At 56.7% G+C, this 16,327-nt stretch carries 15 protein-coding genes and 1 pseudogene; 8 read left to right on the top strand and 8 right to left on the bottom strand.

What is annotated here, in order from left to right:
* The first annotated feature begins 69 nt into the window (after positions 1-69).
* Together QWJ20_RS20570 and QWJ20_RS20565 are read left to right on the top strand one after the other, a co-directional pair.
* Complete coding sequence (locus QWJ20_RS20570) at positions 70-1,227, top strand: pyridoxal phosphate-dependent aminotransferase (protein WP_433993347.1); 1,158 nt, start codon at positions 70-72, stop codon at positions 1,225-1,227.
* Positions 1,215-1,982 (top strand): amidohydrolase, encoded by a 768-nt coding sequence (locus tag QWJ20_RS20565; protein ID WP_205545083.1) that lies wholly within the window; start codon positions 1,215-1,217, stop codon positions 1,980-1,982. The genes QWJ20_RS20570 and QWJ20_RS20565 overlap by 13 nt, the downstream gene beginning before the upstream one ends.
* A 35-nt stretch (positions 1,983-2,017) precedes the next feature.
* On the opposite strand, the gene hpxK is transcribed toward QWJ20_RS20565, so the two are convergent.
* The 7 genes from hpxK to QWJ20_RS20530 all read right to left on the bottom strand — a co-directional run bounded on the left by hpxK (position 2,018) and on the right by QWJ20_RS20530 (position 8,914).
* Complete coding sequence (gene hpxK / locus QWJ20_RS20560) at positions 2,018-3,280, bottom strand: allantoate amidohydrolase (protein ID WP_433993346.1); 1,263 nt, start codon at positions 3,278-3,280, stop codon at positions 2,018-2,020.
* Complete coding sequence (locus tag QWJ20_RS20555; protein WP_433993345.1) at positions 3,277-4,521, bottom strand: pyridoxal-phosphate-dependent aminotransferase family protein; 1,245 nt, start codon at positions 4,519-4,521, stop codon at positions 3,277-3,279. The genes hpxK and QWJ20_RS20555 overlap by 4 nt, the downstream gene beginning before the upstream one ends.
* Positions 4,522-4,615: 94 nt before the next feature.
* Entirely contained in the window at positions 4,616-5,359 is a 744-nt protein-coding gene (locus QWJ20_RS20550) for an amino acid ABC transporter ATP-binding protein (protein ID WP_014916424.1), read from the bottom strand.
* Positions 5,340-5,993, bottom strand: coding sequence for an amino acid ABC transporter permease (locus QWJ20_RS20545; RefSeq protein WP_029368898.1), 654 nt, complete (start codon positions 5,991-5,993; stop codon positions 5,340-5,342). The genes QWJ20_RS20550 and QWJ20_RS20545 overlap by 20 nt, the downstream gene beginning before the upstream one ends.
* Complete coding sequence (locus QWJ20_RS20540) at positions 5,993-6,658, bottom strand: amino acid ABC transporter permease (RefSeq protein ID WP_174866663.1); 666 nt, start codon at positions 6,656-6,658, stop codon at positions 5,993-5,995. The genes QWJ20_RS20545 and QWJ20_RS20540 overlap by 1 nt, the downstream gene beginning before the upstream one ends.
* Before the next feature lie 12 nt (positions 6,659-6,670).
* On the bottom strand, positions 6,671-7,477 hold the full coding sequence (locus QWJ20_RS20535) for a transporter substrate-binding domain-containing protein (RefSeq protein ID WP_095700398.1): 807 nt from the start codon (positions 7,475-7,477) through the stop codon (positions 6,671-6,673).
* Between the two features lie 597 nt (positions 7,478-8,074).
* Positions 8,075-8,914, bottom strand: coding sequence for a MurR/RpiR family transcriptional regulator (locus tag QWJ20_RS20530; RefSeq protein WP_095992736.1), 840 nt, complete (start codon positions 8,912-8,914; stop codon positions 8,075-8,077).
* Between the two features lie 199 nt (positions 8,915-9,113).
* On the opposite strand from QWJ20_RS20530, the gene QWJ20_RS20525 reads away from it, so the two are divergent.
* Genes QWJ20_RS20525 through hpxZ form a run of 4 tightly spaced genes read left to right on the top strand, consistent with a single transcriptional unit; the run spans position 9,114 to position 12,730 of the window.
* Complete coding sequence (locus QWJ20_RS20525) at positions 9,114-10,700, top strand: gamma-glutamyltransferase family protein (protein ID WP_039513960.1); 1,587 nt, start codon at positions 9,114-9,116, stop codon at positions 10,698-10,700.
* A gap of 26 nt (positions 10,701-10,726) precedes the next feature.
* Positions 10,727-10,939, top strand: coding sequence for an oxalurate catabolism protein HpxX (gene hpxX / locus QWJ20_RS20520; RefSeq protein WP_120358410.1), 213 nt, complete (start codon positions 10,727-10,729; stop codon positions 10,937-10,939).
* Positions 10,936-12,354, top strand: a complete 1,419-nt coding sequence (locus tag QWJ20_RS20515) for an AtzE family amidohydrolase (protein ID WP_174870352.1) — start codon at positions 10,936-10,938, stop codon at positions 12,352-12,354. The genes hpxX and QWJ20_RS20515 overlap by 4 nt, the downstream gene beginning before the upstream one ends.
* Positions 12,344-12,730: an oxalurate catabolism protein HpxZ gene (gene hpxZ, locus QWJ20_RS20510; RefSeq protein WP_014916430.1), complete on the top strand. Its 387-nt coding sequence runs from the start codon at positions 12,344-12,346 to the stop codon at positions 12,728-12,730. Before QWJ20_RS20515 ends, hpxZ begins: the two co-directional genes overlap by 11 nt.
* Before the next feature lie 46 nt (positions 12,731-12,776).
* On the opposite strand, the pseudogene QWJ20_RS20505 reads toward hpxZ, so the two are convergent.
* A pseudogene (locus tag QWJ20_RS20505) lies at positions 12,777-13,169 on the bottom strand (VOC family protein).
* A 669-nt stretch (positions 13,170-13,838) separates the two neighbouring features.
* Between QWJ20_RS20505 and proV the strand changes: the two are divergent.
* Positions 13,839-15,041, top strand: a complete 1,203-nt coding sequence (gene proV / locus QWJ20_RS20500; protein WP_095700405.1) for a glycine betaine/L-proline ABC transporter ATP-binding protein ProV — start codon at positions 13,839-13,841, stop codon at positions 15,039-15,041.
* On the top strand, positions 15,034-16,302 hold the full coding sequence (gene proW / locus QWJ20_RS20495) for a glycine betaine/L-proline ABC transporter permease ProW (protein ID WP_433993344.1): 1,269 nt from the start codon (positions 15,034-15,036) through the stop codon (positions 16,300-16,302). The genes proV and proW overlap by 8 nt, the downstream gene beginning before the upstream one ends.
* Positions 16,303-16,327 lie beyond the last annotated feature (25 nt).

Here is a 16,327-nt window from a genome sequence, read left to right as displayed (position 1 = left end):
TTGATTGCCAAATACTAACAGCATGTTATATTACCAAGCAATACAGGCTTGCAGGAGTTCCACCCCGCTATGAGCGCCGCTCTGATCCCCGACAGTAAACTGCCTTCGCTGGGCACCACCATTTTTACCCAGATGAGTGCGCTGGCCCAACAGCATCAGGCCATCAATCTATCACAAGGTTTCCCTGATTTTGACGGCCCGGACTATTTACAACAGCGGCTGGCGTATCACGTGAGTCAGGGCGCCAACCAATATGCGCCAATGACTGGCGTTGCGCCGCTGCGTCAGGCGATTGCCGAAAAAACGGAAGAACTGTACGGCTGGCAGCCGGATGCCGACAGCGAAGTGACCGTCACGGCAGGCGCAACCGAAGCGCTGTTTGCCGCCATTGCGGCGCTGGTTCGCCCCGGCGACGAAGTGATTTGTTTCGATCCCAGCTATGACAGCTATGCGCCCGCTGTGACGTTGGCTGGCGGCATACTCAAGCGCATCGCCTTGCAGCCGCCTGCGTTTCGCGTGGACTGGTCGCATTTTGCTGACCTGCTGAGCGACCGCACTCGTTTGGTCATCCTGAATACGCCGCACAACCCGTCCGCCACCGTCTGGCAGAAGGCGGATTTTGAGCAACTGTGGCAGGCGATTGCCGCACGTAACATCTTTGTGCTGAGCGATGAAGTCTACGAGCACATCTGTTTCGACAGTGAAGGACACGCCAGCGTGCTGGCCCACCCATCGCTGCGCCAACGCGCGATTGCCGTTTCATCGTTTGGCAAAACCTTCCACATGACCGGCTGGAAAGTCGGCTACTGCGTCGCACCAGCGGCCTTGAGTGCGGAAGTGCGTAAGGTTCACCAGTATCTGACGTTCTCCGTGAACACGCCCGCGCAGTTCACCATTGCCGACATGCTGCGTGAACAGCCGCAACACTGGCGCGAACTGCCCGATTTTTATCGCGCACGCCGCGATCGTTTCATCAAGGCGCTGGCAGGCAGCCGTTTTGACATTCTGCCCTGTGAAGGCACCTACTTCCTGCTGGCGGACTATCGGGCGATTTCCGATCTGGACGATGTCAGCTTCTGCCGCTGGCTGACCGAACACGTTGGCGTCGCGGCCATTCCGCTGTCCGTCTTTTGCGCCGATCCGTTCCCACATACGTTGATTCGACTATGCTTTGCTAAACAGGAAGCAACGTTGGATGCCGCTGCGGAGCGTTTATGTCGACTTTAAAGATTTCATTGCTACAACAGCCGCTGGTCTGGCGCGATGGGGAAGCTAACCTGCGCCACTTCGATACCTTATTAGCGGAGATAAGCGGGCGTGATGTGATTGTCCTGCCGGAGATGTTCACCACTGGCTTTGCGATGGAAGCCGCCAAAGGCAGTCTGGATCAGTCGGTTGTAGAGGCGTGGCTGCACCAGTGGGCGCAGAAGACGAATGCGCTGATCGGCGGTAGCGTCGCGGTAAATACGCCGAAAGGTGCGGTGAACCGGTTCCTGCTGGTCGATCCGCACGGCGAGGTGCATCACTACGATAAACGCCACCTGTTCCGCATGGCGGACGAACACCACCACTATCAGGCAGGCACGGAACGGGTCACCCTTGAGTGGCGCGGCTGGCGCATCTGCCCGATGATCTGCTACGACCTGCGTTTCCCGGTCTGGTCACGCAATCGGCAGGACTACGATCTGGCGCTGTATGTCGCCAACTGGCCAGCGCCACGAGCCGCACACTGGCAGACGCTGCTGGCGGCGCGTGCCATTGAGAATCAGGCCTACGTTGCAGGCTGCAACCGCGTCGGTACCGACGGCAACGGCCACAGCTACCGTGGTGACAGCCTGATTATTAATGCGCAAGGGGAAATTCTGGCCTCTGCCGCTCCCAACCAGCCCGCCCGTCTGGACGCCGAGCTGTCGCTGGAAGCACTGCAAAGCTACCGGGAATCCTTCCCTGCCTGGCGTGATGCCGACCGCTTTACGCTGTAGCTGTAATTGCTGTAGTTGTAATGATGTCGCTGTCGTTACTGTGCAGAGGCGTGGTAGAACACCGCCTGATAGAACGCCTGTAGCGCCAGCGCCACATCTGCCGTGGTAACAGACTCATCAGGATGGTGGCTGATGCCACCGCGGCAGCGGACAAACAGCATCGCGACCGGCCAGCGTTCGGCGATGGCAATCGCATCGTGCCCCGCGCCGCTTGGCAGCATCAGCGTTTTCCCCTGTACCTGCGTCACCGCGTCGTTTAATACCGACTGCAACGCGGGATCGCAGCGGGTTGCCGCAATACGATAATACTCTTCGGCGCTGAACTGGCAGCCGCGCTGGTGTGCGATAGCCTGTCCCAGCGTCAGGAGTTTTTGTAGCAACGCATCCAGCGGCGCATCTTCCGGCCCGCGAATATCCAGCGTCATCTTCACCTCACCGGGAATGACGTTCGCCGCACCCGGTAAGCACTGCAATGTGCCAAACGTGGCGACCAGATGAGGATCGCTTTCCCGTGTGATCCGCTCTGCCTGCGCCATCCAGTCGGCTGCTGCCGCCAGCGCATCCTGCCGCTGCGTCATCGGTACCGTGCCCGCATGACCCGCCAGCCCGAGGAACGTGCAGTTAAGCCGCCGCGCCCCGTTGATCGCGGTGACCACGCCCAGCGCCAGATCCTGCTGCTCCAGACACGGCCCTTGTTCGATGTGCAATTCCAGATAGGCGGTGATATCGCTGACCGGACGTGCCGCCAGTGCCACCTCAAGCGGATCCAGTCCCGCAATGGTCAACGCCTGCGCCACACTGGTGCCTTCGGCATCCTGACACTCCAGCCAGTTCTCCGGCCAGGTACCCGTTATCCCCCGACTACCCAGTAGCGTAATGCCAAACCGCGTGCCTTCCTCATCGCCGAAGCCGATGATTTCCAGCGCCACGGGCAAACGCATCCCCTGCCGATGGAATGCGCGCACCACTTCAATCGCCGTCAATACGCCCAGCATGCCGTCATATCGTCCGGCATTGCGCACCGTATCCAAATGCGAACCCAGCAACAGCGCTGGCGCATCCGGTGTTAATCCTTCATAGCGGCCACAAATGTTACCCACGCTATCCTGCCAAACGTTCATGCCCGCTTCGCGCATCCATTCTCCCACCTGCGCATTGGCACGCAGGTGCTCCAGCGACAGATAAACGCGGGTCAGTTGGCCGGGCGTTTCGCTGATTTCAGCCAGCACATCGCAGCGCGACATAATCTGCTCAGCGGCGGCCTGTGCGGCAGCGGGCAACATCAACATTTCACTCATGCACGTCCCTCATCTGCCGCGTAGCAATTCCAGGCGGCCTGCAAAGCCTCGCCCTGCACGGTGCGGAAACCAAGGCGATTCAGCACCGCCTCCAGCGCCGTCAGCGTTTGCATCACGCAGTCTTTACGTGCGTTGTAACCCATCGTCCCGATGCGCCAGATCTTGCCCTGAAGCGGGCCAAAGGACGTGCCGATCTCAATGGCGAAGTCTTCCAGCAGCAGCTTACGCACCTGCTCACCGTGAACGCCATCAGGGATCACCACGCCCAGTACGTTATTCATTTTGTGGGTCAGCGAGCCAAAGGTGTCCAGCCCCATTCCCTGAATCCCCGCCACCAGCGCACTACCATGCAGCGCATGACGGGCAATGCTGCGATCCAGCCCTTCTTCGAGGATCGTTCGGGCACACTCGCGTGCGGCAAACAGCATGCTCGTTGCCTCAGTATGGTGGTTCAGGCGCTCCGGCCCCCAGTAATCCATCACCATGCCCAGATCGAAATAGTTGGAATAGATCATCTCGTCGTCGCCGTCTTGATGGGCGTCCGTTCGGATCCCCTGCTCAATACATTTACGACGGCGGATCACCGCTTCCATCTGCGGACTGAGCGTGATCGGTGAGCTGCCAGACGGCCCGCCGAGACACTTCTGCAATCCGGCGGAAACCGCATCCAGTCCCCATTTATCCGTTTCCAGCGGGTTGCCGCCAAAAGACGCCGTGGCATCGGTATAGAACAGTACGTCGTGACAGCGGCAGATCTCGCCCAGTTCCTCCAGCGGTTGCAGCATGGTGGTCGACGTATCGCCCTGCACCGTCAGCAGTAAACGCGGGCGTACCGTTTTGATCGCATCTTCGATCTGATCTGGCGAGAACACCTCGCCCCACGGCACTTCGATGGTATGAACATCAGCACGACAGCGGCGGGCAATCTCGCACAGCAGATGACCAAAACGACCAAACACCGGCACCAGCACCTTATCGCCGGGGCGGATCGCCGACAGCAAAATCGCCTCAATGCCCGCGCGCGAGGTGCCGTCTACCAGCATCGTCCAGCGGTTTTCCGTGCGGAAAAGCTGACGATAGAGCTCCATGACCTGATTCATGTAGTTGGTCATCGCAGGGTCATACTGACCCACCAGTTGGCTAGCCATTGCCCGTAATACGCGCGGATCGGCATTGATCGGTCCCGGCCCCATCAACAGGCGATGAGGGGGATTGATTTGCGCGTACAGTTCGCTGTTCATGGTTATGTGCTCCAGATTCTTACGTTACTGGTCTGCTAATCGAATGATTTGATGCACGTTTCCGTGCGTGATTAGCTCAAAAGAGAGAGAAGCCTTACGCTTCCGATAGTCCTCGGACCGAGGCGATGAACTGTTTCAGTTCGCGGGTCTGCGGGTTAGCGAACAGCGTTTTGCTGTCGCCCTGTTCCCAGACCGTGCCCTGATGCATAAACACCACGCGGTCGCCCACTTCACGGGCAAAATTCATTTCATGCGTCACCAGAATCAGCGTCATGCCTTCTGCGGCCAGTTGTTCCAGCACTTTCAGCACTTCGCCGACTAACTCAGGATCGAGCGCCGAGGTAATTTCATCGCACAGCAGGACTTTCGGGTTCATCGCCAGCGCACGGGCAATCGCGACGCGTTGCTGCTGGCCGCCCGACAGGTTGGCTGGGTAATAGTGAAGGCGCTCACCCAGCCCCACCTTTTTCAACACTCGCTCGCCCAGCTCACGGCACTCCGCCGCGCTTTTACCCAGCACGCGGCGCGGCGCCAACATCACGTTTTCCAACGCCGTCATGTGCGGAAACAGATTGAAGTTCTGGAACACCATCCCGACCGAGCGGCTGATTTCTCGCGCTTGTGAATCTCTGTCGGTGACCGTCATTCCTCCCAGCTTGATACTGCCGTCCTGATAGCCTTCCAGACCGTTCATGCAGCGCAAAAGCGTGCTCTTACCGGAGCCGCTGCGCCCGATGATCGAAATGACCTCACCCATTTCGATATCCAGATCCACGCCTTTCAGAACGTGGTTCTGGCCATAATATTTTTGAACCTGATTAATGGTGATGAGCGGCATTGAATTTCTTCTCCAGATAGCGGCTGTAGTAAGAGAGCGGATAGCACATCAGGAAATAGCCCAGCGCCACCAATCCAAACACTTTAAACGGCTGATAGGTCACGTTATTCAACATGGTTCCCGCTTTGGTCAGTTCGATAAACCCGATGATCGACGCCAGCGCGGTACCTTTAATTACCTGCACGGAGAACCCCACGGTAGGGGCGATGGCGATACGCATCGCCTGCGGCGCAATCACCCGATAGAGCGTCTGGCCAAAATCCAGCCCGAGGCAGCGCGACGCCTCCCACTGCCCTTTCGGCAAGGCTTCCACGCTGCCGCACCAGATATCCACCAGAAAGGCGCTGGTAAAGAGCGTCAGCGCCAGTGCCGCCGCCGTCCACGGGCTCACATCAATGCCGAACAGCGCCAGCCCAAAAAAGGCGAGAAACAGCTGCATCAGCAGCGGCGTGCCCTGAAACAGCTCGGAATACAGATGGACAAGACGCGTCGGCCATTTGCGTTTAGTCAGCCGCAGCAGCATCAGCGGAAAGGTCACTATCGCGCCACCGATGAAAGCCGTCAGCGACAGCAGTAGCGTCCAACGTGCCGCCAACAGCAGGTTGCGCACAATATCCCAGTCGGTAAATGTCATCATGACTGATTCCCCAGAAAGCGCCGACCCGCCAGCAGTAAGAGTTGTCGCATCAGAACAGACAGCATCAGGTAACACAGCGTGGTTGCCAGATACACTTCAAAGCTCAAAAACGTACGGGACTGAATCAGGTTGGCAGCAAAGGTCAGTTCCTCGTAAGACACCTGCGACACCACCGACGATCCCAGCATGACGATGATGCACTGGCTGACCAGCGCCGGATAAATCCGCTGGAGCGCGGGCGGCAGAATCACACGCAGGAAAGTTTGCATCCACGTCAGCCCCAGCACGCGGGCGGCTTCCCACTGGCCTTTCGGCGTCACCTGAATCCCCGCGCGAATAATCTCGGTGCTGTATGCCCCCAGATTAATCAACATCGCCAACAGCGCGGCCTCTCCCGCTGTGAGCTTCAAGCCCAGGCTCGGCAAGCCGAAAACGATGAAGAACAGCTGAACCACAAACGGCGTATTGCGGATCAGTTCGACGTAGACGCCCCATAGCCGACTCAGCAGGGTGGGCTTGCCGCTGCGCAAGGCCGCACCACAGATGCCGATAGTAATGCCGCCGAGGGTTGCCATGACCGTCAGTTCAATGGTGACCCACAACCCCTCCAGCAACTCAGGCCAGAACGGAAACAGCGCGGAAAAATTAAGCTGATAGGTCATGGCGTGCTCCCGTTAAGCCTTGATGCTGGCCGGCAGCGGCGCTTTCAGCCATTTTTCCGACAGGGTATTGAGCGTATTGTCTTTCAGCGCCTGCTCGATCAACGCATCGACTTTCGCTTTCAGCGCAGGCTCATCTTTTTTCAGCCCGATGTAGCACGGCGAATCTTTCAGCATAAATTTCGCCACTGGTGCTTTCGTCGGGTTCTGCTCGGCGATAGCAGCCACAACCAGGTTGCCCGTTGCAACATATTCCACCTGCCCGGACAGGTACGCCGACAGCGTGGTGTTGTTATCTTCGTAGCGTCGAATCTGTGCGGCCTTCGGCGCGATATCCGTCAGCACCATGTCTTCTACCGCACCGCGCGTGACGCCGATGCTTTTGCCTTCCAGCGCTTCTGATGATGTCAGCGTGCTGTCTTTCGGCCCAAATACGCCGAGGAAAAACGGCGCGTAGGCGCGGCTGAAATCGATCACCTTTTCACGCTCGGCATTTTTGCCCAGACTGGAGATCACCAGATCAACTTTGTTAGTTTGCAGATACGGCACGCGGTTGGCGCTGGTTACCGGAACCAGCTGCAACTTTAGTTTCATCTCTTTCGCCAGATAGCGAGCGATATCGATGTCATACCCCTGCGGTTGCAGATCCGTTCCTACCGATCCAAACGGCGGGAAATCCTGCGGGACAGCGACGCGCAGCACACCGCGCTTCTCGATATCCTGCAACTGATCGGCCATCGCGCTACCAGCTTGAACCAGTAACATTGCCGCGCCCATCACCGCCAGTAACCCTTTTTTGATGCCCAGTTTATTGATCAACATCGTCTCTGCCCCCGGTTAGTATAATTGAAACGAAAGATTCTTTAAAAACAAAAATTGAAACCATCGTTGCAGATATTAAGCAAGGAGCATGCCAGATTACCTTTGCGCTTTTTGTGCTGTTGGTTATGAGGAAATAACATGAGGAGTCAGAGAGTTTTTCTAAAATATGGGATAGCGCTATGGATATGTAATATCAGTGAAAAATTTCGTGCGTGATTGCAGAAAGATAATTTATGCAACTCATGCACCACGCCCGACGTAGGGCTGCTCAGTCGCCGCAGCCCTACGAACCCTGGCTTTCGGCGTGAATTATGCCGCTACGCGGTGCATTCGAAACGCGAGTCATCCTGTCGAACCGCCTGTGACGCGCTCCCGACGCGGCACAGGCTTTCGCAGCGTCCATGCTGCTCATTCGGGATGCCCCACGTTTCTCATCATAATTTTTTACGCCGATGAACAGATAACAACGAGAAACAATCCACAGCGCTGCGTCACAAAAATAATCCAGAGCTATCACGCCCGAAACGAGCTTCCTGGCTATATAGCACATCAGTTAAATGCACCATTAACGTGCAACAGCACCATCCCAACGCACCATTAGCGTTGCTCAAGCTCATCCAATTCACCATAAAGATCCACGATCTGGTGGATGCGTTGGCGTCCGTCACGCAGCATTTCATGCAGCAACGCATTGCTGATCACGTTCACTAAACTCATGGCAGATGAATAGCTGTCAAACGCCGAGACGCTGTCCAGCGGGACGCACAGCGACCAGGTTGCCAGCGACATTAGCGTACTCACCTGTGGTTCGCACAGCAGCAGCACAGGCACGCCGCGCTTTTGCAACTGCGCCAATAGCGGCTGAATCAGGCGCGGACGGCGGCGAAAAGCCACTACAATCACGACATCCTGCGCAGTAAGATCCACCAGCTCTTCGGATAGCGTCTGCCCCGGCTGTGTCAGCAGCGTGACCTGTTGGCGAATCTGGAGCAGCTGTTGGCGCAGGTGCAGCGCCACCGGATAGCTATTGCGTAACCCAATCAAACACAGGCGCTGCGCCTGCATCAGCGCCTGAATCACTGCGCCAAACTGCACGGGGTCAATCTGGTTTATCCACTGCGTCAGATTCGCCATTTCCTGCTTGTAATGCCGCGCCAGCAGCGTGTTCCCCTGCACGGCATCCCGATTATCCGCCAGCGGCATTCCGCTCTGGCGCAGCGTTCTGAGTTCATCGCGCATGTCACGGTAGCTGGGGTAGCCCAGCCGTTTGAACAACCGGCTGACGGTCGCTTTGGAGACGCTGCTCAGCCGCGCCAGCTCGGCGCTGTTGTAGCTAATTAAATCGTCAAAGTGATCGAAGATGAAATCCGCGACGCGCTGCTCCTGCGGTGAAAGCTCGCTGTAGCGATCCCGTAATCGTTCATCTATTTGCATCATCGTCTCTCATCCGTTGCGCTTGCTGTAACGTTTGTTTCATGTCGCAGAACATAGCACAGGATTGTCAGGATGATATAGATACCCTTCCAGCACCGCATACAGACTTTCCTCTGCACCGAAAAACTGGAACGCCGTTTGCTTATAGCTAGGGTTAATAGAACCAACCTACCCTACATAAAACTTAAAAAGGAATCCTGAGATGATGCAAAGCAACACCGCCCCGCTGGGCATGGCGGTCGCACCTCATCATTTAGCCAGTGCCAGCGCGTTGGCGATTCTGCGTGAAGGCGGAAACGCCATTGAAGCCATGGTCGCGGCGGCGGCAACCATTGCCGTGGTCTACCCGCATATGAACGGGATCGGCGGCGACGGGTTCTGGCTGATTGTGCCGCCACACGGTGAGCCGATTGCTATCGATGCCAGTGGGGCGGCGGGGTCGCTGGCCTGCCGTGAGTACTATCAGGGTGAAAGCCGCATTCCACACCGTGGCCCAAAAGCGGCGCTGACGGTCGCGGGCACCGTCGGCGGCTGGCAGGAAGCACTAACCTATTCACAAGAAATAGACGACACACCGATGCCGCTGGCCCGTCTGTTATCTGACGCGATTCGCTATGCGGCTGACGGCATTCCCGTCACACAATCGCAAGAAGATGCACTCACTCAGCGCTATCACGAACTGAACGATTGTCCGGCCTTTAGCCAGCTGTTTATGCCGCAGGGGAATATCCCGCGCGCGGGCAGTCGTTTCACACAGTCGGATTTAGCCGATACTCTGACGACACTCAGTATTGAAGGGCTGGACAGTTTTTATCGCGGCTCCGTCGCTGCCAAGCTGTCGGCACAGATGGCGCAGCTCGGTATGCCGCTGACGGCTGACGATCTGGCACATTACCGCGCCAAGCGGACAACACCGCTGGTGCTGAAGCACAGTAAAGGCGACATCTATAACCTCGCACCGCCGACGCAGGGCCTGGTGTCGCTCGCCATTCTCGGTCTGACCGACCATTTAGACATGGAAGATCTGAACGACAGCCAGACGATCCACCGCATTGTCGAATCAACCAAGCTGGCATTTGGCCTGCGTGACCGCTTCATTACCGATCCCAAGCTGATGACGCAGGACGTTCAGGCGCTGCTGGAAAACGATGCGCTCGGCGTGCTGGCTCGGCAGGTCGATACTCGAAAAGCCGCACCGTGGGGAGAAGGCAAAGGCCCCGGCGACACTGTCTGGATGGGCGTATGTGACAGCAGCGGCCTGTGCGTCTCTTTCATTCAAAGCATTTACCACGAGTTTGGCAGTGGCGTGGTCTTACCGGGAACTGGCGTGCTCTGGCAAAACCGCGGGGCTTCGTTCAGCCTCGATCCGGCACACCTGCTGGCACTAGAACCGGGCAAACAACCGTTTCATACCTTAAACCCTGCCGCTGCACGCCTGTCCGACGGACGTACCATGGTCTACGGATCGATGGGCGGAGACGGGCAGCCGCAGACGCAGGCGGCCATCTTTATCCGTCACGTTCAGCAAGGGCTACCGCTGCAACAGGCGATTACCGCCCCGCGCTGGCTGCTGGGCCGCACCTGGGGACAGGTCTCCGATACGCTAAAGATCGAAGATCGCTTTAAACCCGCCACCGTGGATGCCCTACGTCAGCTCGGTCACGACGTCGAGCTCTTGAGCAGCTTTAGTGAAACGGTCGGCCACGCGGGGGCCATCGTACGGCACACCAACGGCATGCTGGAAGGTGCCTTCGATCCGCGCAGCAACGGCAGCGCGGCAGGTTTTTAATCATGACTCAACAGGGAGAACACCGCATGACGACAACATCTATCGATAACGACACGCTAGCCGCCTATCTTCAGCACATGGAAACGCTGCTGGCGCTGCAACTCAGTCAGGAGCGGCGTCAGGAGCTATTAGTTCAGTTCAGCCGCATTCACGCCATGGCACAGCCGCTGATGGATTTTCCTCTTGATGAGCATCAGGAAATTGCCGGGGTTTATACGCTAGGAGCTTATACGCTATGAGCTTACACGCCAGAAGCGCGTCCTCATCATTATCTATCCGGCAGATTCAGCAAGGTTTGCAGGCCGGCACGTTCTGCGCCAGAGAGCTTGCACAGCAGGCGCTGGGCGCCATTGAGCAGGCCAACCCCGCTATTAATGCCTACACCCATGTCACCGGCGAACGCATGCTGGCAGAGGCTGAGCGTATTGATGCCAGCCGCCAACGCGGCGAAACCTTGCCTGCACTGGCCGGCGTGCCTTACGCCGTCAAAAACCTGTTTGACGTCAGTGGCGAAACCACGTTGGCGGGTGCCGAGCTTTTCAGCCAGCGACCGCCTGCTGCACAGGACGCCTTTGCCATCCGCCAGCTTGCCAGTCAGGGCGCGCTGCTGTCCGGCATGTTGAATATGGATGCCTATGCCTACGGCTTTACCACCGAAAACAGCCATTACGGCCCCACGCACAACCCGCTCGACACACAGCGCATTGCGGGTGGATCGTCTGGCGGATCGGCAGCCGCCGTCGCAGCAGGCTTGGTTAACTTCTCGCTAGGCAGCGACACCAATGGTTCGATCCGCGTGCCGTCGTCACTCTGCGGCATTTTCGGGCTAAAGCCGACGTTTGGTCGATTATCACGCCACGGCAGCCACCCGTTTGTCGCCAGCCTCGACCATATCGGCCCGCTGGCGCGTAGCGCAGACGATCTGGCCTTGGTGTTCGACGCCTTACAAGGTCGCGATGAACACGATCGTTTTCAGGCCGAGCGGGAAACACAGCATACCGCTGCACAGTTGGAAGCGGGCAGTGATGGACTACGCTACTCGGTGCTCGATGGCTATTTCTCCACGTGGGCCAGTGAGGAGGCCAGCGCCGCCGTCCGCCAGATCGCACTGGCGCTGGGCGCGCAGGACAGCCTGACGTTAGCCGATGCCACACTGGCACGTAGCGCCGCCTTTATTCTGTCGGCCAGTGAAGGGGGCAACCAGTATTTGCCAGCCTTACGCACGCAGCCTGAGCGCTTCGAGCCACTATCACGTGAGCGGTTGCTGGCAGGCGCGATGATCCCCGCCGCCTGGTATGTGCAGGCTCAGCGCTTCCGTAATTATTTCCGCCAACAGACGCTGGCGCTGTTTGAGCACACCGACCTGCTGATCGCCCCGGCAACACCCTGTTCCGCCACGCTCATTGGGCAGGAAACTATGCGCATTAATGATACCGATCTGCCCGTCCGCGCCAGCATGGGCATGCTGACACAGCCGATCTCTTTCGTCGGGCTGCCCGTCGTGACGGTACCGGTAGCGACCGCGAGCGGCCTGCCGATAGGCGTGCAGATTATTGCCGCACCGTGGCGCGAGGATCTTTGCCTGCGGACGGCATGGGCGCTGGAGCAGCAGGGCATCACCTACACAGTAGAGGAAAGAAAATATGTTGCCTGAGGATATTAACCAGCCGGATGTGCTGGCCGACGTGACCGCCGCGTTCTATCGCTATGAGAAAGCCTTAACGGGTAATGACGTTGCGGTGCTGGATGAACTGTTCTGGCACGATGAAAAAACGGTGCGCTACGGTGCGGGAGAAAATCTGTACGGGATCGAGGAAATCCGCGCCTTTCGCCTCGCTCGCCCCTCTGCCGGTCTGGACAGAACCCTGCGTAATACGGTCATCACCACTTATGGTCATGATATGGCCGTCGCCAGCACGGAGTTTACCCGCGCAGGTAGCACGAAGATCGGCCGCCAAATGCAAACCTGGGTAAAAATGCCCGAAGGCTGGCGCGTTGTCGCCGCCCACGTCAGCCTGATGAGCGAGTAGCAAAGGGGGATTCTCCCCCTCTTACCATATCTACCGACCCACATCCTCAAGGCTGACGGTGATACACCGCTTCAATGTTGTAGCCATCAGGGTCGTGCACGAATGCAGCGTAATAATCCTGATGATAATGCGGGCGCAGCCCCGGCGGCCCATTATCTATGCCTCCTGCCGCCATAGCAGCGACAAAGAAAGCCTCAACATGCTCTCACGAGGCGGCGCTGAACGCAAAATGCACCGCCGGACACGGTTCGCCCTTCGATTGATAAATCCAGAACTCGCCGCCGGGATCGCTTGACTGCCCATACCCTTCCATCACAGCAAAGCTGACGGCAAATGACATGTCCTTAATCAGGCGATAACCCAACGGCTTGAGCGCCGCTTCATAGAATTGTCGGCTACGGGCAATATCCCTCACCGGAATGCTCAGGTGATCTAACACGATGACTCCTTTCGATAATCATTGTGGGTGATATTTAGCCACTATAACCATACTTTTATCATGGATAATATGATCGCGATCGGCAAAAGAGAAACACACGACGGTACACAAAACATCCCATCGAATCAGCGCTGCCACCCTGCTTTTATTCCCCCTCAATATGACAGATATATTATTCAGAACACTCTCATTTATTGATGGGAATTAACGCAATCATTTTACCCGTAATATTTTTGCTATACTGTATAAAATACCGACAGATATCATAAGTAAAAAATGTACTTACGTCGGCCTATTTGAGTGTCTATAACCCGAAAAATGTGATTTATTTATCATATTATTCCATTAGTGGAATTCGCTATAACTCGCGGTTTATCCACCATCATAAAAGGTTATATCCCCCGAGAATCCGACACGTAGAAACCAACAGGTAACACACTGTTATAAAAAGAATTACCCTTCCAATAAAAAATCATAAAGATCACATAAATCATGAAGATAAGGCAGCAATAATAGTGCTGCCGTTATCGCGAATATTAGCCTAGTGAGAAACATCCCTGAGGCAATCAAGGGTTGTCTCAGAATCTGAGTATGGTAGGGTAGATTATGTTTAATCATTATCAGGGTTACGTTATAGAATTATAAACGACACAGGAAAACAATAATTTCATGGCAATTAAACTTGAAGTAAAGAATCTTTATAAGATATTTGGCGAGCATCCTGACAGAGCATTTAAACTGATTGATAAAGGCCTGAGCAAAGATCAGGTATTTGAAAAAACAGGGCTTACTGTCGGCGTGAAAGATGCCAGTCTGGCCATTGAAGAAGGCGAGATATTTGTCATCATGGGATTATCCGGTTCCGGCAAATCAACCATGGTACGCCTTCTCAATCGTCTGATCGAACCCACTCGGGGTCAGGTGCTGATCGACGGTGAGGATATCTCCAAGATATCCGATACCGCGCTGCGTGACGTACGCCGCAAGAAGATCAGTATGGTGTTCCAATCCTTTGCGCTGATGCCGCATCTGAACATCCTCAACAATACCGCGTTTGGTATGGAGCTGGCTGGCGTGCCGAAAGCGGAACGTGAGCAAAAAGCGCTGGATGCTTTGCAGCAGGTTGGCCTTGAAGCCTACGCTGCGTCTTACCCAGATGAGCTGTCCGGCGGGATGCGGCAGCGTGTCGGTCTGGCACGTGCGTTAGCGAATGACCCCGATATCCTGCTGATGGATGAGGCGTTCTCCGCGCTCGACCCGCTGATCCGTACTGAAATGCAGGATGAGTTAGTCAAACTCCAGTCTCGTCATCAACGCACTATCGTCTTTATCTCGCACGATCTGGATGAAGCGATGCGCATCGGTGACCGGATTGCCATCATGCACGGCGGTGAAGTCATTCAGGTCGGTACTCCCGATGAAATCCTGAATAACCCAGCCAATGACTATGTGCGCACCTTCTTCCGCGGTGTCGATATCAGCCACGTATTTAGTGCCAAAGATATCGCCCGCCGTCGCCCGGTCACCTTAATCCGTAAAACGCCCGGCGTGGGCCCACGCTCCGCGCTGAAAATCCTTCAGGATGAAGACCGTGATTACGGTTACGTGCTAGAAGGCGGAAAACGCTTCATTGGCGTCGTCTCGATTGATTCACTGAAGCAGGCGCTGAAAGAACAGCAGCCGCTGGAACAGGCGTTACTGCCCGAACCTGCTCCCGTGCCCGCAGATATGTCACTCAACGAGCTGATTTCTCAGGTCGCACAGGCTCCCTGTGCCGTTCCTGTCATCGGCGAGAACCATGAGTACATTGGCATCATTTCCAAAGGAATGTTGCTACAGGCACTGGATAAGGAAGGAGTGACCAATGAGTAAATCAACATCAAATCCGTGGGACAACACCACGGCACAAAATCAGCCGGCCAATCAGGATGCAACCCCTGAACAGGCTAATGGTGCACAGCAAAACGATCCGTGGGCAGCCAGTACGCAGAGCGCGCCCACCGATCACGCACCCGCACAGCATGGTACGACGCCTGACAGCGCAACGCAGAGCGATCCTTGGTCCACTGGCGCGCCCGCTCAGGATGCACCAGCTAACGGCAGCGATGCCTGGAGCACCGCACCGGCTCCCGATGGTTCAACCGATGCCGCTCATCAGGCTGCACAATCCGGCAGTGACTGGTTAAACAGCGCCGCCCCTGCGACACCCGAGCATTTCAACCTGCTCGATCCGTTTAAAGACACGCTGATCCCGCTGGACACTTGGGTCACCCACGGGATCGACTGGGTTGTGCTGCACTTCAGACCGGTCTCTCAGGGCGTTCGCGTCCCGGTCGACTTTATTCTGGGCGGCTTCCAGCAGTTCCTGCTGGGAATGCCCGCGCCGATCGCCATTCTGGTGTTCTCGCTGATTGCCTGGCAGATGTCCAGCTTAGGTATGGGCATCACGACGCTGCTCTCTCTGATCGCGATTGGTGCGATTGGTGCCTGGTCGCAGGCCATGATCACGTTAGCGCTGGTGCTGACTGCACTGTTCTTCTGCGTACTCATCGGGCTTCCCGTGGGGATCTGGCTGGCGCGTAGCGAACGGGCGGCGAAGTTTATCCGGCCGCTGTTAGATGCCATGCAGACCACCCCCGCGTTCGTCTATCTGGTGCCGATCGTCATGCTGTTCGGTATCGGTAACGTGCCGGGCGTCGTGGTGACAATAATCTTTGCCCTGCCGCCGATTATTCGCTTAACGATTCTGGGTATTCGTCAGGTGCCGGCCGATTTGATCGAAGCCGCCGAGTCATTCGGTGCCAGCCCGCGCCAGATGCTGTTTAAGGTTCAGCTCCCGCTTGCCATGCCGACCATCATGGCCGGTGTTAACCAAACGCTGATGCTGGCACTGTCGATGGTGGTTATCGCCTCGATGATCGCCGTAGGCGGTCTGGGCCAGATGGTACTGCGCGGTATCGGTCGTCTGGATATGGGTCTGGCTGCCGTCGGCGGCGTCGGGATCGTTATTCTGGCGATTATTCTTGACCGCCTGACGCAGTCTCTGGGACGCGATCGCCGCAGCAAGGGCAACAAAAGCTGGTACACCAGCGGCCCGATTGGCCTGTTGACCCGTCCTTTCATCAAGCAATAACGCACGATAAAAACAGAGGGAATCA

The organism is Pectobacterium sp. S5 (assembly GCF_051707265.1).
Taxonomy (GTDB): Bacteria; Pseudomonadota; Gammaproteobacteria; order Enterobacterales; family Enterobacteriaceae; genus Pectobacterium; species Pectobacterium polare.
The sequence above is the reverse complement of the archived record's forward strand: the minus strand, read 5'-3'. Positions and strand labels throughout refer to the sequence as shown.

What these genes read in the sequence shown, in the direction of transcription:
- QWJ20_RS20570 (WP_433993347.1), top strand. Translation starts at nt 70, where the DNA reads ATGAGCGCCGCTCTGATCCCCGACAGTAAACTGCCTTCGCTGGGCACC.
- QWJ20_RS20565 (WP_205545083.1), top strand. Translation starts at nt 1,215, where the DNA reads ATGTCGACTTTAAAGATTTCATTGCTACAACAGCCGCTGGTCTGGCGC.
- hpxK (WP_433993346.1), bottom strand. Translation starts at nt 3,280, where the DNA reads ATGAGTGAAATGTTGATGTTGCCCGCTGCCGCACAGGCCGCCGCTGAG.
- QWJ20_RS20555 (WP_433993345.1), bottom strand. Translation starts at nt 4,521, where the DNA reads ATGAACAGCGAACTGTACGCGCAAATCAATCCCCCTCATCGCCTGTTG.
- QWJ20_RS20550 (WP_014916424.1), bottom strand. Translation starts at nt 5,359, where the DNA reads ATGCCGCTCATCACCATTAATCAGGTTCAAAAATATTATGGCCAGAAC.
- QWJ20_RS20545 (WP_029368898.1), bottom strand. Translation starts at nt 5,993, where the DNA reads ATGACATTTACCGACTGGGATATTGTGCGCAACCTGCTGTTGGCGGCA.
- QWJ20_RS20540 (WP_174866663.1), bottom strand. Translation starts at nt 6,658, where the DNA reads ATGACCTATCAGCTTAATTTTTCCGCGCTGTTTCCGTTCTGGCCTGAG.
- QWJ20_RS20535 (WP_095700398.1), bottom strand. Translation starts at nt 7,477, where the DNA reads ATGTTGATCAATAAACTGGGCATCAAAAAAGGGTTACTGGCGGTGATG.
- QWJ20_RS20530 (WP_095992736.1), bottom strand. Translation starts at nt 8,914, where the DNA reads ATGATGCAAATAGATGAACGATTACGGGATCGCTACAGCGAGCTTTCA.
- QWJ20_RS20525 (WP_039513960.1), top strand. Translation starts at nt 9,114, where the DNA reads ATGATGCAAAGCAACACCGCCCCGCTGGGCATGGCGGTCGCACCTCAT.
- hpxX (WP_120358410.1), top strand. Translation starts at nt 10,727, where the DNA reads ATGACGACAACATCTATCGATAACGACACGCTAGCCGCCTATCTTCAG.
- QWJ20_RS20515 (WP_174870352.1), top strand. Translation starts at nt 10,936, where the DNA reads ATGAGCTTACACGCCAGAAGCGCGTCCTCATCATTATCTATCCGGCAG.
- hpxZ (WP_014916430.1), top strand. Translation starts at nt 12,344, where the DNA reads ATGTTGCCTGAGGATATTAACCAGCCGGATGTGCTGGCCGACGTGACC.
- proV (WP_095700405.1), top strand. Translation starts at nt 13,839, where the DNA reads ATGGCAATTAAACTTGAAGTAAAGAATCTTTATAAGATATTTGGCGAG.
- proW (WP_433993344.1), top strand. Translation starts at nt 15,034, where the DNA reads ATGAGTAAATCAACATCAAATCCGTGGGACAACACCACGGCACAAAAT.